A 23,757-nucleotide genomic window follows, 5' to 3' on the forward strand; every position below is an offset into this window, starting at 1 on the left:
TCCGAAAAGGCGAAAAGGTGCAGAGCTCCGCGGACGTCAATTCTGCTCCAACGGCCGTACCACGCAAGCGTCCACATCGAGGTCTTGGGCCGCTCGGTCGGCAAATGTCCGAGCCTGGGACTCCTCGTCGAAAGCCGTAAACAAGGTCGATCCGCTGCCCGACATCCGCACCGGACGGCCGGCGAGGGCTGCGGCCCGATCGCGCCACGCGCGCAAGGCCGGGCTCAGTTGGAAAGCGGGCCCTTCCAACATATTGTAGCTCTGTTCCATCCACCTGACCGCCGGCAATCGCTCCGTGGGCCAAGTGGCGATGGTCGGGGGAGAGGGTGTCTCGGCCGGGCGCCACGCGGCGTAGACCTCGGCGGTTGAGACCGACACACCCGGCAGCAGGAGGACGATCCAGCCGCTCCAGGCCAGGGGAACGGGCCGGACGTGCTCGCCCCGGCCGCTGATGACGACCGGAGCACCGTAGAGGAAGAGGGGGACGTCGCTGCCCAGCCGCGCCGCGAGTGGCAGGAGGCGATCTGTCGGCCAGTGGAGGCCCCAGAGCCGGTTCAGGCCGATCAGGGTGGTGGCGGCATTGGAGCTTCCGCCGCCCAGCCCGCCCCCCATCGGAATACGTTTCGTGAGTCGGCAGGTCATTCCCGACCGTGCTCCGGCCTCGGCGGCAAGCACAGAGGCGGCCCGCCAGATGAGGTTGCCTTGTCCCGCGGGCAGGTCCTGCCGGTCACAGATCACCTCGAACCGCGCATCCGCCCTCTCTGAGAACGCCAGATCGTCGAAGAGTGTGATGGTGCTGACGAGGGACTCGATGTCGTGATAGCCATCCGGCCGGCGTCCCACGACTCGCAGCGTCCAGTTGATCTTGGCGGGCGATTGAAGCGTTAGGTCCATGATCACTGTTGCCCGAATTCGCGCCGGCCGCCGCACGTCAGACTCTGCCTCCGCCCTTCACTGGCGGCGCGATTCTAGCAGGCGGGGACGACCTGTCAACGACGCACGCGCGTGGCTTGGGGGCGGGGATCATGGCCAAGGTGGCTATTCTCGGACTCTCCCCCGTTCCGAGGCTAGAGCGACCCTCGGGCCGGTCCCGGGGGCCATTTTCAACTCATCCCCCGGGCTCGCCGACCCGATTTTATCAGTATCCGGGCTCAGGGAAGCTCCAGGCAGACGAGGACCAAGCGCACATGGCTGTCACGCTGATCTGTCCCAATCTCAAGTGCCGAACGATCCTCCAGGTCCCCGACAAGGCTCGGGGCAAGAAGGTCCGTTGCGGGAAGTGCGGCAAGAACTTCATTGTCCCTGATCCCACCCAGAAGCGGGCGGCGGCCCCGGGTAGTGAGACGGCCAGCCCGGCCGGCAAGTAGCTCCCGCCTGGCCGCGAGGTTCCTCTTTCATCAATCCTCCGGCAGGGGCCGGTCCTTGGTTTCCGGCGCCCAGATCAACGCAAGCAGTCCCAGCAGATAGAACCCGCAGAGCACCACCGCCCCCCAGCGGAAGACCTCGACCACGCCGACGTTCCGCAGGAAGTCGGTCAGCAGGTTCGAGAACAGCAGGATGGCGGCGGTCAACACACGAGCGGCGTTGTAGCAGAAGGCCGTGCCACTCGATCTCAGACGAGTTGGATAGATCTCTGGGAAATAGATCGAGTAGCCACCAAACACGCTCAGGGTCACGAAGCCCACGAGGGGCAGCAGCACGTAGACCTGCCACTCCTGCCTGAGGGTGAGGAATACCGCAGCGACAACGATCAACGCCACGGCAAATGAAGCTCCGAAGCTGATTTTCCGGCCGAACCGGGTAGCCAGGATGGTGAACACGAACATGCCGAAGAAAGCCCCGACATCCTGGAGCAGCGTGCCCAGGGCCTTGACCGTGCCGATCTTCTCCCTGGTCAGGCCGGAACCCTTGAACGCCTCGTTGATCAGTTCCGGAGACCAAAAGCCGACGCCCCACAGACCCACGACGCCTGCAGAGGCCAGGGCCACACCGGCCAGCGTGTTTCGCCGCCAACGCGGATCGGTGAACATGCTGCGTATGTCGCCCATCTGTTTGTGGAGCTTGTCCTGGGCGTTCTGTCGCGCCGCAAGCCAGGTTTCCGGCTCCTTGATGGTCTTCATGATCAAGAACACGAGCACGGCCGGCACAGCCCCGAGGAAGAACAGCAATCGCCAGCCGGGGATGCCGTTGGGGAAGAGGCTACTCAGGTAGCCGTCGGCGCAGAGGCCCTTCAGATAGAAGCTCTCGGGCAAGACCAGCGTCCAGGCCAGCGCCGAGGCGGTGATGTTGCCCACGGCGGACAGGGCCTGGAACATGCCCAGGGCAAACGGCCGAGAATGGGACGGTAGAGTCTCGGCGATCAGGGTAGCCGCGGTCGCGAAGGCTCCGCCGATGCCGCAGCCCATCAGGAACCGCCAGCAGCAAAAGTCCCACCAGTAGACGGAGAAGCCGGACAGTCCGGTGAAAAGCGAGTAGATGAGTACCGACATCGAGAGCGTCTTGGCCCGCCCCCACTTGTCGCCCACGATCCCGAAGTAGAAGCCGCCGACCGCCCAGCCGATCATCATCGCGGCGGTGGCGTAGTTGCCGTAGGTGCGAACCAAGGCGGCGGTTTGATCCAGACTGGTCAGGTCACCCAAGGCGGGGGCGCGGGCGAGGACGAAGATTCGCTGGGCCATGGTATCCAGCGTCCAGGCCAGGGCTCCGATGAACAAGACCCACCAGTGGTAATTCGACATGCCCTGGTACCACCGCTGGCTCGGTGATCCGGCCCCATCGGTTGACGTTGCGCCAGAATTGGTGGTCTGATGGCTCATCAGGCTGCTCCCGCGATCGGAGTCATGGAAGCTGTTCCTCACATGGTTCAGCTTGCGGCAGTAGAGAGGTTCGCTGCCCCGCTGTCAACCTCGACGTTCCCGACCGGTCCTCCGCGCGCCTAAGACCGGGTTGAAAAACGGGTTGCGACGATGATCAGCCTCGACCATTCGATCCTCGGATCAGCAGGCGGACATCCCGTTGGCTGCCTTCGCCCGATGGCGTTCGGGCTGTCATCGGGGGGATGAACCAGAACGGGGATTGGGTCACATGATGGGTTGACGAGAACAACTGGGTTACTCGAATTGGCCCCGGTCGCGTACGGCGATCCGCAAGGCATAAAAAAAGCGGAGCGCGGTGGTGCGCTCCGCTTGGTTGAGCAGGAGTGACTTACTTGCCGACGCGCCGGGTCAAACCGAAGAGCCCGCCAAGGACGAGCAGGAGTGACATGGCCGCCGGTTCCGGAACGATCAGCGCGGTAGTGGTGCTGCCCATCCCGGCGATCTCGCCAGTCGTCAAGGCGCGATTCCACACTGCGGCTGTGGCGACGAGTCCCCAGGCGTCCTCCCAGTCGTTGTCCGCGAAGAGCAGGAAAGTCGGATCGAGGGAGAACCTGCCGTCAACGCCCTGAGCGGGGCCGTCGAGGTACAGCGCGCCGTCAACATAGACTCTGAAGAAGCTGCTGTTGTCGACGGACCAGACGATTCGGTGCCATTGGGACGAATCGAAGGTCAGGGTTGAGTAGCCTGTATCAGCGGTGCCGATGACGGATTCGGTGCGAGACGGCCCCTTGATGAACAGATCGCCGTCATTGGAGTTGCCCATGTTGGTCTGGAACAGGCTGTTGTAGTAATTGCCGTTCCACATGGCCGTTTCCGTTGTCTGGAGGTAGTCGACAGCGACGGTGTACTGATTCACGCAGCTGCCGCCGCCGTTGGCGCCGATGTTGTGCGTGACCGTCAGGTAGTGCCAGCTCAGTTCCTGAACGACACCCGCGTCGCTCATCCCCGGCTCGATGACAACCATGGGACCCGGCATCCAGGTACTGTTTTCGGGATTGCTGGTGGTCAGGTCTGTACCCACGGTTGCCTTCAGCTTGTCTTCGCTGGTTTGGAACCGCCAGAGCCCGGTGACGCCTGCTGGGACATTGCCAGCAGCCGCCACACCCGCCGCCACAAGAACCGCCATGACCGAGACGATACGTGCAGACCAGTTAGATACTCTCACTTTTCCCTCCGTTCAGAACGATATACACCAAACACAGAAGCCCAACGGACAACCCGTGACTGGACCCCCCGTAGTTGGTTAATCTTATCCCAACACCTGCGGCTTTTCAACGATCTGTGTCTGGCAACCGGCGTTCCCACCCCAGGTCCGCGTGCTCCGTGGTCGGTCGCGGGCTACGACGACGGCCGCTCGGATGATGCCCGGTTCTCCGCGACTGGATTTATTGGACCTCCGCAGGAGCAGGTTGGGAGGGCATGGGGTAGGAGAGCGACTTGCTCACTTGGAGGGATGGCCCGGGCAGATCTGCGGGTGTCCACCCCCGCTCGCGTAGTCACGTAGCCGTCGCCGCCGGCTTGTGGGTCGCGTGGTGCGGCAGCTCTTGGCGAGGGGGGGACCATGCACGGGGAAAGGCATCCCTGGTGGTGAGACAGGGACCTGAACGGGGCGAGCGGCTGGACGCCTTTCCGGGCGTTTTCGCACCGGTTGTGCCCGGCGCCGCGGTCCTGGAGCGTTGTCTCCTGGCCGAGTTGCGGATTCCGGCCTCACTCCGGAGGCTGAGGCTGGAGCCGGCCGCCCCTAAGCGTGGAGTTCGAACCGGAGAAGCCGCGACGCGACGCAACCGCCGCCCCGCATTCCGGGCAGACTCCGCTGGTGTTTCCGGTGAGGTCGTAGTTGCAGTGGCCGCAGTAACCGCTGAGCTTGCGGGCCAATCGCCGCCTGAAGGATCGCGTCTGAGCTGTTGCCCGGGCCATTAGGATCGCAGCTCCTGCGAGGACCAATCCGGCGCCCGCCAGGCCCAGGACCCAGCATGGGCGCAGCTGTTCACGCTCGTACGCGAGGTAGGCGGCCGACACGACGGGGATGGCAGGGCCGTTGCCGATGAGCTTATCTTGCAGATTAGCAGCTATGAGAGTCCCTGAGATCCAAGCCCCAAGAACGGCGAGCAGCCCGACGACGATCATCGTTGCGCTCACCCATAGCACGGAAATCCCGCCAGCCTTCACCTTCCCCATCGTCGCCTCCATAGCACGCCACGGCCCGCCCCTCGAATTGGATCCAGTATACGAGTTCCTTTCCGAGCCATCAAGGATCGGCCGGACGGCCAGGCCCGCAATCTGCACGAGGGGGGTTACAGTCTGACCATGGACAGGTACGCCCAAACGGTCCACAGGAATCGAGCCACGGCCCTGGCGGTCTTGCCGGATCTCTCCATCCCTCCGGTCCAGGAACTGGAGGCCACGGGAACGGACGGGGCCGGTGTCAAAGGGGGCTTCGTCTGGGCGCCTAGTTGGGCGCAAAACAGGCAACAACCGGAGGCTGTAGTAGACGATGGCGGACAAACACCACTAGAACCTAAAAGCAGTACAAGGCGCAACAACACCCGCAAAACCGCTGAAATCGGCAAGTCTACGGGCGATTCTAACGGAGGCGGAGGGATTCGAACCCCCGGTGCAGTTTCCCGCACGCCGGTTTTCAAAACCGGTCCCTTCAGCCGCTCGGGCACGCCTCCGGGAAAGCCGTCGGCCCGCGACCAACGATGACGAACTCGGGCAGGGACTCGGAATCCCACTCAGCGCCGGGCAGTCACGCGGCTTGAGGCCACTGAGGCACCACGCGACGACGGGGAGCCCCACTCTGTTTCATCGCGGACGAAGCGTAACGGCAACACGGCTCTCACGCAACCCTGCCGCACGGTCCCGGGCGGCCTGCACCTCGCGGATCCGGTCTCTGAGGAGGCAGATCGGCGAGAATCCCGAGGCCTCCGTAGGAGCTTTCCCCGCCAGGTATCGCGGCACGCTTGGGGGAGTCTTCGCAGCAACTCAGGATCCCGTGCTCCGGGCGACGAGCTCACTTTCGAGATCCTCGATGCGGGCCCGCACCTTCCTGGTCAGCGCCCACTTCGCGGTGAGAGCCTCGGCCAACTGGCGGACTTCGATGGTATCGAACGGCTTCTTCAGAATAAGCAGCCGGTCGCTGGGTCCCAGTCTGCTCACCCGTTGTTGATGACCTGGGTGCGCACGTGGTATTCTCCGGCCAGCCACACGCGTACGGTCAACCGCTTCGGGGCGGATACCCTGCGGCGATCGCCGTACGGTCCCACGAGCTCAGTCCGGCATGTACGACGTGTCGATGCCGTGGTAGAGCATGAGAACGACCTCGATGAAGTACGCGCTGGTATCGAGAAACCGCTCGTAGCCCTGGGCCGACTGCGTTCTGTCATCCACCCGCCGCCAGTCCACGATTCCGTTGCCTACGCCGGCTTCGCGTTCACCGGTTACCCCGAACCACAATCCGGATCGAGCGGAGTCTGCCACCCACAGGAACCGCCACCAAGCGCGCTGCAGCGTCTCCAGATCTCCGGTCCGCACCGCTTGGCGCCACTCCATGCGTGCCAACTGGAGACCTGCTCCGGGTGAGAGCAGCTGATTCTCGGGACGCGCGGTGTCGAAGTAATGATGAAGATGAGTTCCATAGAAACGCCAGTCCGTGGGATCAGCCGTGTGCGGCGTCATTCGGATCGACGATGAGCCTCGGTCGCCGACTGTCCAGAAATCGCTGATCGATCTGGCCAGGGGGTCACCGGCATCGAGCACACCCGCCTCGTAGGGCAGGAAACAGAGTTGGTCAATCTGGTCACCGTGACATGGCATGTAGCCTCCGGACGCATCGCGGTATCGAAAGAAGCCCTTCCAGACTCCGGCATCGGCCATCGCTCTCACGCCGGCGCTCAAGACCGTCGCCGCAGCGGCGTAGTCCCGAACCGGGCTCTGGCCGGCGGCCTCACTCCACAGCGCCAGGGTTCGCATGGCCGCCGCAGAGAAGACCGCGTCGGTGAGCCACAAATCCTCGCCGCTCGAGTTTGAGCGGACCATTTGATGTGTTGTGTTGACGTGGCGAGCGATAAACTCGCCCCCGTCTCGAGCCGCTGGCCAGGCGTCCTGCAACCATTGGTCCGCAAGGCTCGCCCGCCCGATAGCCCGCTTGTATTGGCCGTATTTCCACATGGTGACGATCATCTGCCCGGTCACCGCGGCATTCGGCCCGCTGCAGCCCTCTCGTTTCCCCAGCGCGTCGTACTCCACGTCGCTGCAGATAGCACCACGGTCGTCACCGGCGTCGGCCACGATCGGCTGACGTCGCTGCAGAAGCCAGGTCTGGAAGAAGCGATCCAGGATCCGGTCATATCGACCGATACTGACCGAGTCGCCGTGCAACTTCCGGGCACCGGCCATCAGACCGATCGCGCCCATGGCTGCCTCGCCGGGCCGGACCCAATCCGGGCCCTTCCAGTGAATCCGGTTGTCATTGAGAACACCGTACCCATCCGCGTCGGGAGCGACCGCTGCGTGGTTGGTCGCATCTTCGCTGAACGAACAGTCGGCAATGTAGTCGCACTCCTTGACCAGGGTCTGCCTGGCCCACTGGCGATCGCCGGGCATCGGCAGCCACGTCCCGGACACACAGGCGGGGTTGGCCGGCGTGGCCGGACCACTGAAGCACCGTTGGAGCAGGCCGAAGTCATCCTGATCGACATCGCCGTCGCGATCGCCGTCTGCCGGCATTCGGCCGGCCGCGTCGGCCGTCAGCGCGCAGCCCGGCGGCAAGGCATCAGCTTCGAGGGGCACGCCCGCACCGGCCATACAGGGAAGGAAGAGCGTGAAGTCATCACCGTCAACATCCGCATCGCCGTTGACATCGCCGGGAATGAGCCCAGCCTGAGCGACGACGCCGGCCGACATGGGGGCAAGAGCCGATCCGGCGATCGTGAGGCCCACCAGGATGTGCCTCCACGTTCGGATCGCCCCTTGAGGGCGTGCCGCTCGGTGCCGAGCGTTTACGCCCCCTTCAGCACTCTCCACAGCCCCAGGCCACACCGCCGTTTGACCTCTCAAAAGAACTCCCCATTCCCCTGAGCCGCCGCCCTGCAGGCCACTCCACTTTCAGCTCGATCGCAGCATCCGCCGATCAAGGCCCCGCGCGCAGGTCGCCGGACCGGCGCGGCCGTGGACCGGCCACCAGGCGTCCTCGCAGCCGACCTTCCGCATCCTGACCATGAGCCTCTCTCCAACCCACCGGGAGGCGGCGTTTCTGTTCGGCGTCTGGCACCCGAACACGCCGTTGCCTTGCCTGAAGGTCGACCGGCCGAGCCAAGCATCGCGGGTACGCCGGAATGCTGCCGAGCAGTCACCTCTTCATGATACGACACAACCAAGGGGTGACCATCCTGTGTGGGCCAAGCGTTGCCGGGATCCGGAACGCGCGAAAGTTCACCGCGATTGAACCATCCGGTCAGTTATCGGCCGTTGTAGTCCTATCGCGAGGACGATACGGTGCCGAATCAATTCTCCAAATCATCTAAAGTCGCTATTTTCTGTCTTTTTGGCTGTACAAAACGCAAATAGGCGGTGTAGGATGTCTGGAAATACTCACCCATCTTGCCTTGGGCAGGACGCTCCGCGAGGAAGAGCGAGGGGGGTTGAACTTGGAGAGGAGAACGGGATGTGGTTTGAGCATAGGTTCGAGGTGGTTGGGCATGTGCCTTTTCCGATTGACATGTTGCGGTACGACAGTTGCTTTCCGGCGACGGTGCAGGACTCCAAGGCCATCACCGAGTCGCTGGAAGGCCCGCATAGCAGTATGAAGACCGTGGCGCTTGTCTGTCTCACCCACAAGACCGACTGGAGGCCGGCGGCGGACCGCTGGCGGGCATGCGGCTGGACGATCCGGCTGCATTCAAAGCAGAAGACGCCGAGCTTCCCGGAGCGTTGATATCCCGGCTCAGGGGTTGCCGGGCATTGTGATCACGAGGAAGACGATGCTGGTGCCGGGGTCGAGCTGTCTCGCGAGGTCTCTGCTGGCGAGGTGGCCGTTGCCGGCCGACGTCTGCGGTCGGGGTGGAACTTCACGGCCGCCGTTGTGGCCGTCTTGCCGTCTTGGACCTTGACCGCCACGGTACGAGTCCCGAGTATCTCATGCCACAGCTCGATCTCGTACTCCCCGGTCGGCAGCCCTTGAACGGCCGCCTGTCCTTTGGCGTCGGATATTGCGAAGAACGGGTGATCGACCACGTGGCACCAGGCGAGTTCCCACGGATGGACATCGCATTTGAGCTTGATCACCTCCGGGTATTCCAGGACCACGCGGCGTCTCTGGCCTTCCGGAATATTGAAGCTGAACTCCTTGTTTCGCCTGGCGAAGCCGTGGGGGACCTCCAGCGTCTTGGTGTCGTTGTGAAATTCGAGCGGCTGGCCGACCATGACACCCACCACGTGAGGTGTGAACCAGCACTTCTCGTTGACACGCACGGGTTCACTGGGCGCCGGCCACTTGCTGTCTTTGGGTAGGCCTTTGACCACGGCAACGAACACGTTCTGGAGTTCCCGATCCTTGCTCACCAGGAGTGTGTCTTCCGTCCTCGGCTTCTCTCTGACCAACTGGGCGCAGTAGGGATCTTCGCTGCAGTCGACCTCCTTGGGTTCCGGCGGATTGCCGTCGTACAGCACCTTGACTACGAACGAAGGTGCCGGGCGCTGCTCCGCGAAGAGAATGCGGCCGGCCGCCAGCCCCCCCACCGTGAACGCCGCCCGACCCATGAAGTCCCGTCGACCTATCTCTGTCATCGGTGTTCCCTTTCGCGTCAGAGATCAAGCACTTCGTATCTTTTGGCCAGATAGGTGCATCCCACGTTGATGCACTCGATATGCCCGCACCGAAGCCGGTCCAGCCTATGGCTGTGGCCGCACACGAGCATGCGGACTTTCGGTTGTCCCAGCAGCGCCCTTCCGAACCAATCGCTGCCCAGGAACGCGCCGGCAAACGCCCAGGAGGGGGTGTCCGTAGCGGGCACCAACTCGGCAAAAGGCACGTGATGCATTCCCACGACGATTGGATCGCACTGCCCGGCCACTTCCGTCAGATGTCGGCTGAGCCGATCCACCAGTCGCTGGCAGAACTCGACGTCGGTCATCCTGAGCCGAGTGTGTTCGCCGTCCATCCAGCGGGTGCCGATACTGAAAGCCGCTTCGGGCACATCCGATCGATCGGCCAGCAGGTGCTGGAAGCCGGGGAGGCGATCAGCGGCTCCCGGAGCGATTTTAGCCTCATAGAAGCGGAGCGGAATCCCCAGCTGCCGTGGCCGGTAGCTGAAATCGTACCATCCGATCGAGCCGACCAGGCCAACATGGCCGAGCACCGCCGGCTCGATGTCGAGAGGGTGGAAGCCTGCCTGACGGCAGATCGCGGGCAGCTCGCGTTCCAGTTTGTCAAGGGAGTCGCCGCCAGGGCCCGTCCAGATGTCATGGTTGCCAGCCACGAAGAACTTCCGCCCCTTGAAGCGGTCGAAAAGCCGAAGGGCCTCCAGTACAATGCCCGAGTCTCGCCCGGCGACATCGCCAAGGACCAGTAGGGCATCGGCCTCGAGCCCGCAGATCTCCTCGGCAATAAGTCGGGTCGGCTCGCGACTGCGAGTGATATCGTAGTGAAGGTCGGCGGTGGCAACGATCCGCATGGTCATTGACCTCGATGATCCAGTGTAGGAGCCGTTTCAGCCGACTACAAGATGGCGCGGAGTGACATGGACGCGGTACTAGCAATCGAGGATCTGGCCAAGACTTACCGCATGGGCGGTCAGGTCATCAGGGCCCTGGACGGCGTGTCGCTGAGGGTGGCGGCGGGCCGGCTGGTTGCGATCATGGGGGCCAGCGGCTCGGGCAAGAGCACGCTGCTTCACCTCTCGGGTGGATTGGACACCTGCGACCGCGGCACGGTCCGGGTCGAGGGTCTGGACATCACCCACATGTGGGATCGCAGCCGCACGCTCTTTCGCCGGCGGCGGGTCGGGATCATCTTCCAGGCGTACAATCTCCTGCCCACGCTCACCGCGGCCGAGAACATCGCCGTACCCCTGCTCGTGGACGGCGTGCCCGGCGCGGACATCCGTCGCAGGGTGGGTGACATCATGCGGCTGGTGCACATTGACCACCGTTCCGAGCATCGCCCCCAGGCCATGTCCGGTGGTGAGCAGCAGCGCGTGGCTATCGCCCGGGCCCTGCTGAACGATCCGGCCCTGATCCTGGCCGACGAGCCGACCGGCAACCTCGATTCGGTCAACGCGGCGGAGATCTGGCAGTTGCTCCGTCATCTGGCCCACGAACTCAACAAGACGGTCCTCATGGTCACACACGAACCGGTGGCGGCCTCCTACGCGGACGAGATCCACGTGCTCAAGGACGGCAAGCTCATCGGCTCGATCGAGGGAGTAGAACTCGGCGATGCGGCACTGGTGGCAACTCGGTACGCGAAACTGGCGGGCTAAGCCCGGACGGACAGCCGGTGCCCTCGCTGCCATCGCCCTCGGCGTTGGCGTGGTGATCTGGGTGACTTGCGCCTATGAGTCCGTGCGGCTGGCCCTTCGTGATCAGGTCTGGCTGTGGGTGGGTAAGAGCCACGCCGCCATTGAAAGCGGTTACGGAGCCGACGGCAACGTCTTCCAGTCGGTCAGCGAAGAAGTCCGGAGGATCCCCAACGTCAAGCACGTGACCTACCAGCTCAAGCGGCGAATGCTGCTTCGGAGGCTCGATCCGACCACCTCCCGCCCGGAGACCGATCTCCCTCTTGCGGTCCCCACTTCTCAGCCCCCGCCGCTCGCCAGTCTGCCGGCCGACGTTGCCTTCGACGACGAAGCGGACCCCAGCATGCTCGATCAACTCGTGCAGGCCATCGGCATCGAGCCGGATCTCGAGTACATCTTCCGCGACTACGACCAGGAGCGTGTTGCGGGACGAATGCTGCGGCAGGACGACACCGACGCGGCGGTGATTGACTACCAGTTCGCCAACATGCTCGGCCTCAAGCTCGGCGACAAGTTCACCCTGCGCGCGGCGGCCCTCAACGAATATGACCGCCCGACCGAGTCGGTGGCCGTGTTCACCGTGGTCGGCACGCTCAAGCACCGCCGGGTGGCCAAGACTCAGCGTCCGGTAGTACTGGCCAAGCTCGATCGCATCCAAGCACTGTCCGGCTATGGACGCGATCCGAAGCGGGTCACCAAGATCGATGTAATCCTGGAGAACACCACAGACCAGGCGATCGTCCGGGCCGAGTCCGATTTGAGCATGATCGTTCGCAAGTACCAGGAGGGTTACCTGGTTACCTCCTCGCGTGCCAAGATGAGACAGGTCCAGATGGCCCAGGATCAGACTGGTGTGGTCATGGGAATGTTCTCCACCGTAGCCCTTTTCACCGCCCTGTTCACCATTCTCTCGACGCTGAGCATGGGGATGGTGGAACGGATCGGCCAGATGGGCACACTCCGCTGTCTGGGCATGACCCGTGTCCAGATGGCCCTCCTGGTCCTGGGCGAAGCCTTGCCAACTGGCATTGTCGGCATCCTCCTCGGTATCCCGGTTGGACTGGGTCTCGCCAAGATGAGCGTCTGGCTGGCCCCCGAGTACATCGGTGAATTGGCGATCAACAAGTCCGGGCTGGCCCTCGCCCTGGCCGGCGGGCTCGCTACAACGCTGGCCGGTGCGTTGCTGCCGATGATGCAGGCCCTGCGCGTCTCACCCTTGGCCGCTTCCCGGCCCCAGGCCCAGCCCCCTTCGGGCATTCTAGCCTGGCTGGCGGCGCTTTTTGGCGTCGCGATGATTGTCACTCACTCGGTGATGCTGGTTCGCATTCCCGCCAACCAGTGGTTCCTCAAGCCCCACCTCAGCTTCATCGGCGTAGGGCTTCTGTTCACCGGTTACGGGCTGATCATGCCCCTGACCATCCGACTGGTGGGCCCGCTCGCGGTTCATCTGATGACCGTCGTCCTCGCCCTGCCCCGGCGGCTGCTGGGCGACCAGATCGGGCGGGCGGTATGGCGCTCGTCGGCCATCTGCTGCGGACTGATGGTCGGGCTATCACTCATCGTCACGCTGGTCGTCCTAAGCGCCTCCCTGGCGGCCGGATGGGATTTCCCGAAAAACTTCTGCGAGGCCTTTGTGTACACCCTGCCCCCGATCGACTGGACCGTGGCCGACCAGGCCAGGCGGACGGAAGGCGTCAGGAACTCCAACATCAAGGGCAAGGAGGAATGCGCCCTCATCAATACCGGCATCAAATGCCGGACCATTGGCGCCGGGCTCTTCGACTTCCCCGTTTCTCTCTTTGTCGCCGGCGATCCGGAGGAGTTTTTCCGGATCGCCAAGCTCGAGTTCGTCGAGGGCAACCGCGATGAGGCCGAGGCCAAGCTCAAGCGCGGCGGCTACATCCTGGTCACGCCCGAGTTTGTCCGTACCAAGAAAAAGACTTACAAGGACAAGGTGCTCGTCCGGCAAGGCGCCCTGTTCGGTCAAGGACGCTACTTCGAGATCGCCGGCGTGGTCACCAGCCCGGCCCTGGACATCGCCGCCAACTACTTCAATGCCGGGGACATGCTGGTTGCAGCCGCGGTCCACGTCGTGCTCGGCACGTTGGACGATGCCAGCAAGGTCTTCGGGCTGCCCCGCCAGACGAGCCTGTTCCTGGTCAACTTCGACATCCCCTTCTCGGCCCACGTGCCGCCTGAGTTCAAGGAAGCCAGACCACCGCTGACCAGCGACCCGCTTCGAATGGTCAGCCAGCTGAGATCGTGGGCTCCTTTGATGCCCGAACGAAAGGCCGAGATCGACTTGATCATGGGTGATGTCGAGAATCGCCAGGCCAGCCCCGGCAGCCGCGTCGCCTGGGACCAGGTACCTCTCCTTCGCCTCTTCCGCGAGGCCCTCACGCCGCAACTGGCTCCTCCCTGGCCCGATCTCACCCCGGAAGAGCGATGGCAGACCTACCGCGAGGAGCTGGTGATGCGGCTGATCGCCAGGCGGACCGGCAGCTCCAACACCATGCACGCCTCGGTCCGGGCACTCAAGTCCCAGATCGACCACGATCTGGGCCGAGCGACCCGGCTCTGCTCGGCGATTCCAATCGTGGCCCTGATCGTGGCCGCCCTGGGCGTGGCCAACCTCATGATGGCCAACGTCACCAACCGCATCCGTCAGATCGCCATGCTCCGATCCGTCGGAGCTACCCGGTGGCAGATCACCCGACTGGTCATCGGTGAAGCCCTAGTGCTGGGTGTCCTTGGATCGCTGATCGGCGTCGCCCTGGGGATGCACGCCGCCTTCGGCATTAACGCCATGACCGAGGCCATCTGGGGTTTCCGCCCCGAGGCGACCGTTCCCTGGGGCTGGCTCAGCCTCGCCATCGGCCTGACCCTGACCGTATGCCTGATCGCAGGTGTTCTCCCTGCCCGGCGAGCCGCCAGCACGAACATCATCGACGCGTTGCGCACGACCTGACGGTCGTGCGAGCGGTCGGCTTTCCATCAGCTTCCGGTTTGGTGATCGCAGCCCCGGAGCGTTCCGGGAGACGCCCCGAGGGGCCGAGGGCAACAGGCGCCTCCCTTCTGCACCGTCGTTCTGACATCCCAGTGTTTCGAGGAGTTGGCGCTTTCCCTACTTCCTCTCCACTCTGCGTTTCTGCGCGAAAGCGCGGCCCAGGGCGGGCTCGCGGATGTCGACAGCAGCTGACTGAGCGAGCTCACTCTCCAGCGTCTCCTGCCGAACGCGGCTCAGCCGGTCGCTCAGGCTCTTGCGAAGCCCGTCCTTGCCGACGCTCTCGAATCTGGCGTTGCTGGCGGGGAACCGACGTTCCAGCTTGATGAGGTGATAGGTGTTCTGTTCATGGATGGCGGTTGAGACTTCGCCCTCTTTGAGGCTGAAAGCGGTCTCGCGGATGAGTGGCGGAATGCCCGGGTCATTTCGCGTGAACGGTGAGACCAACCCGCCTCGAGCCGCGTTGAACTCGTTCTCGCTCAACTGCCGGGCAACCAGTTCGAAGTCTTTCCCGCTGGCAAGCAGGGCCTTCGCCCTGGTGACCGCGGCCAGCGAACCGAGTTGGATGTGACGCACCTGGACCTTCTCGCCGTAAGCCAAGGCATATTCCTCACGGAGCATCTTCTCGGTGATCTCCATCCTGGCCACTTCGGCGGCAGCGATCTTGGCCAAGTATGCCCGCTGCTCCATGCGCAGCTGCCACTCGCGCGCGGAGATGTTCTTGGCGGCCAGGAACTGATCGAGAAGCGTCTGAGCGGTCGCGGCATCAATGCTTGGGCCGTTGGAGGCGCTCAGCGGGGAGGCCAGCCGGCGAAGAGCGTCCTGATGAGCGGCGGCCACATCGGCGGCGGTGACGCTCAGCTGCAGCTCGCCAGCCCGTTTCTTGGCCGCACTGAGCAGCACGAGATGTTCCAGGATGGTCAGGCCATGGCACTCATAGAGCAGTGTATCCACTTCGGATCGGTAAATAGGCGTGCCGTCCACCAGGGCCAGGACCTCGCCCGGCTGGGTGGTTGGGGAAGAAGCCGGGTCAGAGGCAACCGAAAGAGCACTCGCCAGCGGCGCGGGTGATGGAGCCGGGCCCGGCTTGGGGTCCGCGGGCGTCTGGGGAGACTCCAGAACCTGCTCCACCGGCGTGCCCACCGGCTTCTCCTGCGTGGCGCAGCCCAGCCAACAACAGACGAGCCCTGTCGTCAGGGCGATGAATCCAACCAGACCCGTGTGTTTGACTCGATCCATGGCGACCTCCACGGCCGTTCGATGACGGCCTGAGGCACACCATTTCACTCCCCCTTTCGCCGGTTGGCAAGGGGACCATGACGTGCCCGCCGAACGCACCTATAATGCTCTCTTCGGCAGTTGCGAACGGAGACCTACGGTCCTATGAGCCATGAACCCTCGGAACGGAGCTTCAAACGCCGGTTGACACGGCAGGTCAAGATCGGCAACGTCCACGTGGGCGGCAACGCGCCTATCTGCCTGCAGTCCATGACCAGCACTCACACCCATGACGTGGACTCGACAATCGCCCAGATCAACCGGCTTGCAGCCGCCGGGTGCGATGTGGTTCGAGTGGCCGTGCCGGACCGAAAGGACACGGAGGCGCTCAAGGAGATCGTCCGGCAGAGTCCGATGCCCGTCATTGCCGACGTCCACTTTCACTTCCAGCGAGCTCTGGAGGCCATCGCGGCCGGCGCGCACAAGATCCGGCTCAACCCCGGGAACATCAAGGATCGCAGGCAGGTCAACGAAGTCATCCGGGCCTGCCACGATGCGGGCATCCCCATCCGAGTAGGCGTCAATGAAGGCAGCATTGTCGAGCGTCAGGACAAACAGCTCCGGGCGGCGGAGAAGGACAGTCTGGCCGCCGATCGATCGAATCTCGTGGGACTGATGGTTCGAAAGATGGAGGACTACATCCGCATCTTCGAGGAAAACGACTTCCGCGACGTTGTCCTGGCGGCCAAGAGCCCGGATCCGATCACTGTAATCGACGCGTACCGGGCGATCAGTCGGAGGTTCGACTACCCGCTGCATTTGGGCGTTACCCACGCCGGGCCGCCAGAAACGGGACGGATCCGGTCGATCGCCGCTCTGGCATCCCTGCTGGCCGAGGGGATCGGAGACACGATTCGCATCTCGTACGCAGCCGATCCGATCCACGAGGTCGAGGACGGCAAGGAGTTGCTCTGCAGTCTCGGCCTCCGGCGCAGGACGGAGCCAGAACTGATCGCCTGTCCGACCTGCGGGCGAATCGAGGTGGACCTGTTCAAACTCGTTACCCAGGTCCGGACGAAGCTGGCATCCCTCAAAACGCCGATCAAAGTGGCGGTCATGGGTTGTGTGGTCAACGGCCCGGGCGAAGCCGAGGGGGCGGACGTCGCCGTCTTTGCCGGCCGGGGCCGAGGCGTGATCTATGTTCAGGGAGAACAGGTCCGGAGCGTCAACGAAGACCAGATTGTTGAGGCACTCTACGACGAGGCCCGAGCTTTCGCCTCCCGGGTCGAACGCGGGGAAGCCCGACTGTCGCGGGGCGAAGTCAGCATCACCCCGGCGTGACCGTCCGGCCGCGGGGCTGATGCCCACGCATCATGATGTCGGGTACCTCTTGATTGTCAGTCCGGAGTCTTCGCCACAGCGGTCGCAAGACTTGTTCTTCTCGCTCGGTGGATGAAGACAAAACACGGATGTGGAGAGAGCTCAACCTCAAAGGATGCTTGCGATCCTCCACTGTTCTGCCCCTCCGGGGTGTGCCTTTGCCAAGGCCCCGGCCCGGTCCGGCGATTGGCGGTCGGCCCACACTCGCCCCTACAATGCACACGACCTCGAGGGTTTGGAGTACGATCCATGAACGGCTGGTTCGTGACGGGCACGGATACGGGTGTGGGCAAGACAGTGATTGGCGGGGCACTGGCCATGCTGGTCCGGGCGGCGGGTCTGCGCGTCGGAGCGTTCAAGCCGGTGGCTACCGGCTGTCGGCGGGACATGAGGCTGGGGCTGGTGTGTGAGGATGCCGAGTTCCTGGCTCACTGCGCAGATGCCGCCGAGGACTTGGCGACGATCAATCCGGTCCGTTACGCCGGCGACCTGGCCCCCATGGTGGCGGCCGAATGGCGCAAACAACCCATTGACTGGGAAGCTATCGACCAGAGCTGGGGGCGGCTCCGGCAATCGTCCGACTGGATTATCACCGAGGGGGCCGGCGGCCTGCTCGTGCCCATCGACCGGGACAACACCATGGCCGACCTGGCCCGGCGTCTCGATCTGCCGCTGGTCATCGTCGCTCGTCCTGGACTGGGGACGATCAACCACACGCTGCTGACCCTAGAGGCCGCCCGAGCGCGGAAGCTAACCGTGGCCGCCGTGGTGATCAACGGCTACCGTCCGGGATCGGCCACATTGGCGGAGGAGACCAATCCCGAGGTCATCGGCCGGCTGGCGAAAATGCCCATTCCCCTGATCGTGCCGTTCGATGCCCGAACCGACACTCGCCAGGGAATCATCGGCGAGTCCGTTCTGTACCCGCTCCGCGACTTTGTCAATCATGCGATCGGGCAACAGAGAAAGGCAAACCGCACGCCGTGACCGCCCGCTGCCCTCTGCTCGTGACCAGTGAAAGCCGCAGGCCCCAAACCGGGGTCATGCTCGTGTCGACTCCCCGAAGATCCTCCCTCCGTTCTTGGTGTTTCGGATTTCTACTTCCTCTTCCCCTTCTGTCGCTCGACGATCCCGCTCACCTTGGCAGGCAGCCCGAACAAGCGGATGAAGCCGATTGCATCGGTTGAGTCGTATTCATCGCCCATGGTAAAGCTGGCCAAGTCGGGCATGTAAAGGGAGAAGGGGCTCCTGCATCCGACCACGCGGCAGTTGCCCTTGTACAGCTTGACCCGCACCGTGCCGCTCACGTTCTTCTGCGTCGTGTTGAAGAACGCATCCAGAGCCTGGCGCAACGGTGCGTACCAGAGACCGTAGTAGACCAGCTCCGCGTAGCGCAGGGCGACTTCCTGCTTGTAGTGGAACGTGTCGCGATCCAGGCAGACGTGCTCGAGCGACTGGTGGGCGGCGTACAGGATCGTACCCGCCGGCGTCTCGTACACGCCGCGGGACTTCATGCCCACTAGGCGGTTCTCGACGATATCGACCTGCCCGATGGCGTGCCTGCCGCCCAGCTCGTTGAGCTTCTCGATGATCTTGACACCGTCCATCGCCCGGCCGTTGAGCCCCACGGGCACGCCGGCCTCGAAGTCGATCTCGACGTAAGCGGCCTTGTTCGGCGCCTTCTCGATCGGCACGCTCATGACCAGCATCTGGTCCTTGGGCTCGTTCCAGGTGCTCTCCAGCTCGGCGCCCTCGTGGGAGATGTGCCAGAGATTGCGGTCCCGGGAGTAGATCTTCTTCTTGGTCTGATCGACGGGGATGCCCCGGGCGCTGGCGTACTCCACGGCCGCCTCGCGGCTGCGGAGCTTGAACCGGGGGTCTTTCCAGGGGGCGATAATCTTGAGCTTGGGATCGAGGGCCATAACGGTGACCTCGAAGCGCACCTGGTCGTTGCCCTTGCCCGTTGCCCCGTGGGCGACGGCGTCGGCCCCGAACTCGTGGGCAACCTTGACCTGCTCCTTGGCGATCAGCGGGCGGGCGATAGAAGTACCCAGTAGGTACCGGCCCTCGTAGACCGCCCCGCTCTTGAGCATCGGCCAAAGGAAATCGCTGACGAACTCCGACCGCAAATCGCGAATCACGCACTCGCTCGCCCCGCTGTTGAGGGCCTTCTTGCGGACCGCCTTGAGTTCATCCCCCTGACCCAGCTCGGCCGCGAAGGCGATGACCTCGCAACCGTAGTTCTCGCGGATCCAGGGCAGAATGACGCTGGTATCGAGACCACCGGAATACGCAAGAACGACTTTCTTAGGATTCTGTGCCATTTTGATGTTCCTCTTCCATCGGATCCCGTGAAAGCGGGGATTATCCGCTCCTCGCCCGCACATGTCCAGCAGCGTGCCCCCGAAGCGTCGCCCCGCAGGTTCCACGATCAGAGCGGCACGGCCTGCATCGGACGACAGTCACGCTGCCTGGCCGGTACCTTCCACGGCTTGCGTCCCCCCACCATGCACCAGAGATGGTACTTGACGAACACGTCCGCGTTCACGTAGCCGATCTCCTTGAGCCAGCGGACTTGATCCATGAACGGCTCGTGCAGATCATCGCCCTTGGTCTTCGGCCGGTCGAAACGCTCAACGTTGCGGCGTCGCCAGTTCCTGAAGTGCTCCCCCCACTGCCGGGCGTGCCCTTGCAGTTCGGGCGGCACATGGGGCATCTGCTCGTCCACGTACCGTACCCACACGTTCAGACTCCCGAGGTACGCGTCCAGGTCCAAACCCTTCATCTCGTCGGTGTTGAGCAACCAGCCGCCCTCGGCGAGGAGATCGAAACTGCGGGCATAGACCGCCCTTTTCTCGTCGGGCTCGAGGTGGTGAATGGCGGACATGGAGAAGATGACGTCCACAGGTGCCGACACGCGGCTAACCCAGTCTTCTTCCATCGGCGAGAGCACGTAGGTCACCTGGCCCCCGAACCTCGCCAGCCGTCGCCGGGCGGTCGCCAGAAACGCCTCCGATGAATCCACCCAGTAACATGAGGCACGCGGGCACACGGTCAGCATCCGCTCCAGCAACCGACCACTGCCCGCACCAAGGTCAATCACCCGCGGGCCTGCCAGCGAGACCAGATCCACCTGGCGAATCATCTCCTGCTGCAGGAACTCGTACATGGGCACGAGGAAGGGGGCCATTTGGTCGTAATCCTCGGCCATCTGGGCGAAACGTCGCCTGTCCACTGATTGCATGCCTATACCTCCTTTGGAGTCCGAAATCGAAGCGTCAAGGCGGCACTAGCGGCCGAGACGCTCAACGAGGTGAAGTCGAATCGTGGCGATTGGGGCGGGAATGCCGGTCCAGATCTGGAATTGGGCGGCGGCCTGATTGACGAACATCGCGACGCCGTCGATGATGCGGCAACCGCACTCTCGGGCATCGCGGAGCAACCGGGTTTCGATCGGATTGTAGATCGTGTCAAACACGACCATGTTGCCCGAGCGCGGACCACCGGGCAGCGGCGAGTCGTCCACCTTTGGCCACATTCCGATACTGGTGCAGTTCACGACCACGTCGGCCTCGAGCCGGGCGCGATCCTCCCACGGCCGTGCGGTGGCCTGGAATTCGTCAGCCAGTCCGCGGGCCTTGTCGGCGGTGCGGTTGCAGATCGTCACCCGGCAACCAGCGTCGCGCAGACCGGCCACAATTGCCCGGCTCGCTCCGCCGGCGCCCAGGACGACCACGGCGGCATCGCCAAGATCGCCCCTCCCGGCCAGGCCGGCCATCAGGGCGTCCATCGCCCCCCGGTAGTCGGTGTTGTAGGCCGAGACTCGGGCGTCGGAGCCGTCCGGTTTCGTGCCTTTCTCCACAGACAGCGTATTGGCCGCTCCGATCCGGCGAGCCAGCGGCTCGATGTGGCCGCCGCGTTCCTCAACGTAGCGCAGCAGATTCTGCTTGTGTGGAATGGTCACGCTGCAACCCCGCAGGTCCAGCCATGGCCGGCGCAGGCACCCGTCGACGAAGGCCCTGAAGTCGGCGTAGTCCGGCTCGACCCGCATGGGCAGGTAGACGCCGTTGTGGCCAACCTCGCCGAACGCCGCGTTCATGATTGCCGGACTCATCGAGTGTGCCACCGGGCAGCCGATGACGCCGTAGACACGGGTCTCGGCGTTGAGTGCGCCCCAGCGGTACGTCTCGCGCAGCTGCGAAACCGGCATCTGGCCGGGAGCGCTCTCCTGCCCCGCTTCCAAGACTGCAAACGTCAACGCCGCCCCCCACTTGCGGGCCAGAACGCGGGTGAGTATCCCAGCCTCACCCATGGACAGGGCGATGGTCGGGCGCACAGCGGCAGACGCCCGCAGGGCCTCGAGCATGAGCAGCGAATCGGTAATCTTGTTTGCCTTGCACGCCAACTTGACAACATGGGCCGGCTCACGAGCGATGTCGGCGAGAATCGATGCCGGGCCGTCGGGGGTCCTCTCGAAGTCGTGCTTGGACAGGATGAGCCGGGCGCGCGGGCGGCCGCTATCGGCATTCACATCACAGACCAGGCCGATCTTCTGGCGGATACTGGCACTCCGCCGCCAGGCCTCATACTCGAAGTCCAGGTAATGAGCGCCGCACAGCCCGGCCAGTTCCATGAGGCTCACCCGCCGCGATTCGTCGCCTTCCCACCGGCCACCCTCCTCGGCCGGTCTGCAGGTGACGATGATCTCGCCCGGAAATGAACGGGCGGCGTCCATCAGGCCGCGGACCGACGCCAGGTCGTGATCCAGAAGGTAGTCCAGTCGCAGTTCGATCATGTCAGCATGAGCAGCGGTTGCGGCCCGGATGTCGGCGGCCATGCGCTCATACGTATTCGCTGTCAACGGAACGCAGAGCTTTGTTGTCATGGGGTCACCTGCTGACTTCTTTTCCCCGGTCAACGTTGTCTCCGCCTGACCGAGGAGGCCACTTCATCCGGTATGGTCGCTGGATGCTATCGTCAACACCCGGGCCGCTGTAGATCCCGCTGTCAGTCCTTGGCGGCCGCGGGCGGACTAAGCGCCTTGGCAAGCCCCCTGACGACCCGGTTGACGGCATTGAGGAACGCCAGAGCGCTGGCTTCGATCACATCGGTGGACCGGCCGCGCCCGCGATACGATTTGCCGCGGGCCACGAGTTCCAGCTGGACTTCGCCCTGGGCGTCGCGCCCACCAGTCAAGGCGTGCAGGTCATACTCCTTGAGCACCGCATCCACGCCGGTCATGCGCAGGATACAGGTGAACGCGGCGTCGATCGGCCCGTCACCGGTGGCGGCGTCGGTCACAACCTCGTCGTTCTGGTGGTTCTTCAGACGAACGGTCGCGGTTGGCACGACGCCGGTTCCGCCAGTCGTCTGCAGGGCGACCAGTTCCCAAGCCCGGCCATCGTCGGCTTCGTCCAGGATCTGGCGGACAATCGCCTCCAGATCCTCGTCGAAGACCTCCTTCTTGCGGTCGGCCAAGCTCTTGAACTGGGCAAACACCTGATCCAGCCGGCTGTCGTCCAGATCAAAACCCAACTGCATCAGCCGCTCGCGGAGCGCATGCCGGCCAGAATGCTTGCCGAGCACCAACGTCGAGGCGGTAATGCCCACGTCCTCAGGATTCATGATTTCGTAGGTGGACCGGTGAGCGAGCATACCATGCTGATGGATGCCGGCTTCATGGGCAAACGCGTTCTCCCCGACGATGGCCTTGTTCCGCTGGACATGCAGGCCGGTCAATGCACTTACCAGGCGGGACAGCGGATACAGCCGCTTGGTGTTGATCCGTGTCTGACACCGGAAGACGTCGGCCCGGGTGCGGATGGCCATGACGACTTCTTCCAGACTCGCATTCCCCGCCCGTTCGCCGATGCCGTTGATGGTGCACTCGACCTGCCGAGCACCCGCCCGAACGGCCGCCAGCGAGTTGGCCACCGCCAAACCCAGATCGTTGTGGCAGTGGACGCTGATGACCGCCTTGCTGATGCTCTTCACGTTGGCGAAGAGATACTTGATGATGTCCTCGAAGTGATCGGGGGTCGAATAGCCTACAGTGTCGGGGATGTTCACCGTCGTCGCCCCGGCCTCGATGACGGCTTCGACGACCTCGGCCAGAAAGGGCAACTCGGTCCGGGACGCATCTTCCGGCGAGAATTCGACGTCGTCGACGAAGCCTTTGGCCAGCTTTACGCCTTCGACGCTCAGCTTGATGATCTCCTTCTCGGCTCGCTTCAGCTTGTACTGGCGGTGAATGGCCGAGGTCGCACAGAAAGCGTGGATGCGCGGCTTGGCCGCACCCTTGACTGCCTCCGCGGCCCGAACGATGTCTTTCTCCGTACAGCGGGCCAGTCCCGCGACCGCGCTGTTCCTGATCACGCCGGCGATCTGCCGGACGGCCTCGAAGTCGTCGGGCGAGGTGATGGGAAAACCGGCTTCGATGACGTCCACGTTAAGGAGCTCGAGCTGCTTGGCGATCTCCAGCTTCTGAGTGGTGTTCAACGACGCTCCCGGAGACTGCTCCCCGTCCCGGAGCGTGGTATCGAAGATGCGGATCATGGGCCGATCTTTCGTTCCCGACGGCTCGCTCGCGCTCATGGCCTGTCTACCTCCAACTCCCTTAGGCGTACACGTTACCCCGGGTCCACCGGGGTTACCAGCCCACCGGTCACCCGGCGAGGCGGCAGTTGAACTCACCAACGAAAAAAGCCCCACGCTTGGTTGCGTAGGGCTTCTCGATTCCAGCTTCTTCTTTCGGTCAGCCGGC

Annotated in this window: 19 protein-coding genes and 1 tRNA gene; 6 read left to right on the top strand and 14 right to left on the bottom strand. The window is 63.8% G+C overall.

Features of this window, described 5'->3' with window-relative positions; genetic code table 11:
- Window positions 1-36: 36 nt before the first annotated feature.
- A complete protein-coding gene (locus tag KA354_06155) occupies window positions 37-894 on the bottom strand; it encodes a 4-(cytidine 5'-diphospho)-2-C-methyl-D-erythritol kinase (protein ID MBP7934216.1) in 858 nt (285 codons plus the stop codon).
- 293 nt (window positions 895-1,187) lie between these two features.
- Here KA354_06155 and KA354_06160 point away from each other — a divergent pair, with 293 nt between their 5' ends.
- The gene (locus KA354_06160) at window positions 1,188-1,367 is read left to right on the top strand and encodes a hypothetical protein (GenBank protein MBP7934217.1); all 180 of its coding nucleotides are present in this window, start codon (window positions 1,188-1,190) and stop codon (window positions 1,365-1,367) included.
- 30 nt (window positions 1,368-1,397) lie between these two features.
- On the opposite strand, the gene KA354_06165 is transcribed toward KA354_06160, so the two are convergent.
- The 6 genes from KA354_06165 to KA354_06190 all read right to left on the bottom strand — a co-directional run bounded on the left by KA354_06165 (window position 1,398) and on the right by KA354_06190 (window position 7,817).
- Window positions 1,398-2,816 carry an MFS transporter gene (locus KA354_06165; GenBank protein ID MBP7934218.1) on the bottom strand — a complete coding sequence of 473 codons (1,419 nt, stop codon included), beginning with the start codon at window positions 2,814-2,816 and terminating at the stop codon, window positions 1,398-1,400.
- A gap of 388 nt (window positions 2,817-3,204) precedes the next feature.
- Complete coding sequence (locus tag KA354_06170) at window positions 3,205-4,041, bottom strand: PEP-CTERM sorting domain-containing protein (GenBank protein MBP7934219.1); 837 nt, start codon at window positions 4,039-4,041, stop codon at window positions 3,205-3,207.
- Between the two features lie 542 nt (window positions 4,042-4,583).
- Window positions 4,584-5,054 (bottom strand): hypothetical protein, encoded by a 471-nt coding sequence (locus KA354_06175; protein MBP7934220.1) that lies wholly within the window; start codon window positions 5,052-5,054, stop codon window positions 4,584-4,586.
- 410 nt (window positions 5,055-5,464) lie between these two features.
- Window positions 5,465-5,551: transfer RNA gene (locus KA354_06180), tRNA-Ser, on the bottom strand.
- Between the two features lie 310 nt (window positions 5,552-5,861).
- The gene (locus tag KA354_06185; GenBank protein ID MBP7934221.1) at window positions 5,862-6,035 is read right to left on the bottom strand and encodes a hypothetical protein; all 174 of its coding nucleotides are present in this window, start codon (window positions 6,033-6,035) and stop codon (window positions 5,862-5,864) included.
- A 111-nt stretch (window positions 6,036-6,146) separates the two neighbouring features.
- On the bottom strand, window positions 6,147-7,817 hold the full coding sequence (locus tag KA354_06190; protein MBP7934222.1) for a hypothetical protein: 1,671 nt from the start codon (window positions 7,815-7,817) through the stop codon (window positions 6,147-6,149).
- 724 nt (window positions 7,818-8,541) lie between these two features.
- Here KA354_06190 and KA354_06195 point away from each other — a divergent pair.
- Window positions 8,542-8,811, top strand: a complete 270-nt coding sequence (locus KA354_06195; GenBank protein ID MBP7934223.1) for a hypothetical protein — start codon at window positions 8,542-8,544, stop codon at window positions 8,809-8,811.
- A 32-nt stretch (window positions 8,812-8,843) separates the two neighbouring features.
- Here the strand turns inward: KA354_06195 and KA354_06200 are convergent, their stop codons facing one another.
- Complete coding sequence (locus tag KA354_06200) at window positions 8,844-9,662, bottom strand: hypothetical protein (GenBank protein MBP7934224.1); 819 nt, start codon at window positions 9,660-9,662, stop codon at window positions 8,844-8,846.
- A gap of 17 nt (window positions 9,663-9,679) precedes the next feature.
- On the bottom strand, window positions 9,680-10,549 hold the full coding sequence (locus KA354_06205; GenBank protein ID MBP7934225.1) for a metallophosphoesterase: 870 nt from the start codon (window positions 10,547-10,549) through the stop codon (window positions 9,680-9,682).
- 66 nt (window positions 10,550-10,615) lie between these two features.
- Here KA354_06205 and KA354_06210 point away from each other — a divergent pair, with 66 nt between their 5' ends.
- Both KA354_06210 and KA354_06215 read left to right on the top strand, forming a co-directional pair.
- A complete protein-coding gene (locus KA354_06210; protein MBP7934226.1) occupies window positions 10,616-11,356 on the top strand; it encodes an ABC transporter ATP-binding protein in 741 nt (246 codons plus the stop codon).
- On the top strand, window positions 11,313-14,360 hold the full coding sequence (locus KA354_06215; GenBank protein MBP7934227.1) for an FtsX-like permease family protein: 3,048 nt from the start codon (window positions 11,313-11,315) through the stop codon (window positions 14,358-14,360). The genes KA354_06210 and KA354_06215 overlap by 44 nt, the downstream gene beginning before the upstream one ends.
- A 156-nt stretch (window positions 14,361-14,516) precedes the next feature.
- On the opposite strand, the gene KA354_06220 is transcribed toward KA354_06215, so the two are convergent.
- Entirely contained in the window at window positions 14,517-15,635 is a 1,119-nt protein-coding gene (locus KA354_06220) for a peptidylprolyl isomerase (GenBank protein MBP7934228.1), read from the bottom strand.
- Between the two features lie 144 nt (window positions 15,636-15,779).
- On the opposite strand from KA354_06220, the gene ispG reads away from it, so the two are divergent.
- Together ispG and bioD are read left to right on the top strand one after the other, a co-directional pair.
- Complete coding sequence (ispG, locus tag KA354_06225; protein MBP7934229.1) at window positions 15,780-16,955, top strand: flavodoxin-dependent (E)-4-hydroxy-3-methylbut-2-enyl-diphosphate synthase; 1,176 nt, start codon at window positions 15,780-15,782, stop codon at window positions 16,953-16,955.
- 288 nt (window positions 16,956-17,243) lie between these two features.
- Window positions 17,244-17,981, top strand: coding sequence for a dethiobiotin synthase (gene bioD, locus KA354_06230; GenBank protein ID MBP7934230.1), 738 nt, complete (start codon window positions 17,244-17,246; stop codon window positions 17,979-17,981).
- Window positions 17,982-18,091: 110 nt separating this feature from the next.
- On the opposite strand, the gene KA354_06235 is transcribed toward bioD, so the two are convergent.
- From KA354_06235 to KA354_06250, 4 genes are all read right to left on the bottom strand, one after another.
- Window positions 18,092-19,318, bottom strand: coding sequence for an argininosuccinate synthase (locus tag KA354_06235; protein ID MBP7934231.1), 1,227 nt, complete (start codon window positions 19,316-19,318; stop codon window positions 18,092-18,094).
- 107 nt (window positions 19,319-19,425) lie between these two features.
- Window positions 19,426-20,238, bottom strand: a complete 813-nt coding sequence (locus KA354_06240) for a class I SAM-dependent methyltransferase (protein MBP7934232.1) — start codon at window positions 20,236-20,238, stop codon at window positions 19,426-19,428.
- Between the two features lie 45 nt (window positions 20,239-20,283).
- Window positions 20,284-21,879 (bottom strand): shikimate dehydrogenase, encoded by a 1,596-nt coding sequence (gene aroE / locus KA354_06245; protein ID MBP7934233.1) that lies wholly within the window; start codon window positions 21,877-21,879, stop codon window positions 20,284-20,286.
- Between the two features lie 122 nt (window positions 21,880-22,001).
- A complete protein-coding gene (locus KA354_06250) occupies window positions 22,002-23,549 on the bottom strand; it encodes a 2-isopropylmalate synthase (protein MBP7934234.1) in 1,548 nt (515 codons plus the stop codon).
- Window positions 23,550-23,757 lie beyond the last annotated feature (208 nt).

Source organism: Phycisphaerae bacterium (assembly GCA_018003015.1).
Taxonomy (GTDB): Bacteria; Planctomycetota; Phycisphaerae; order UBA1845; family PWPN01; genus JAGNEZ01.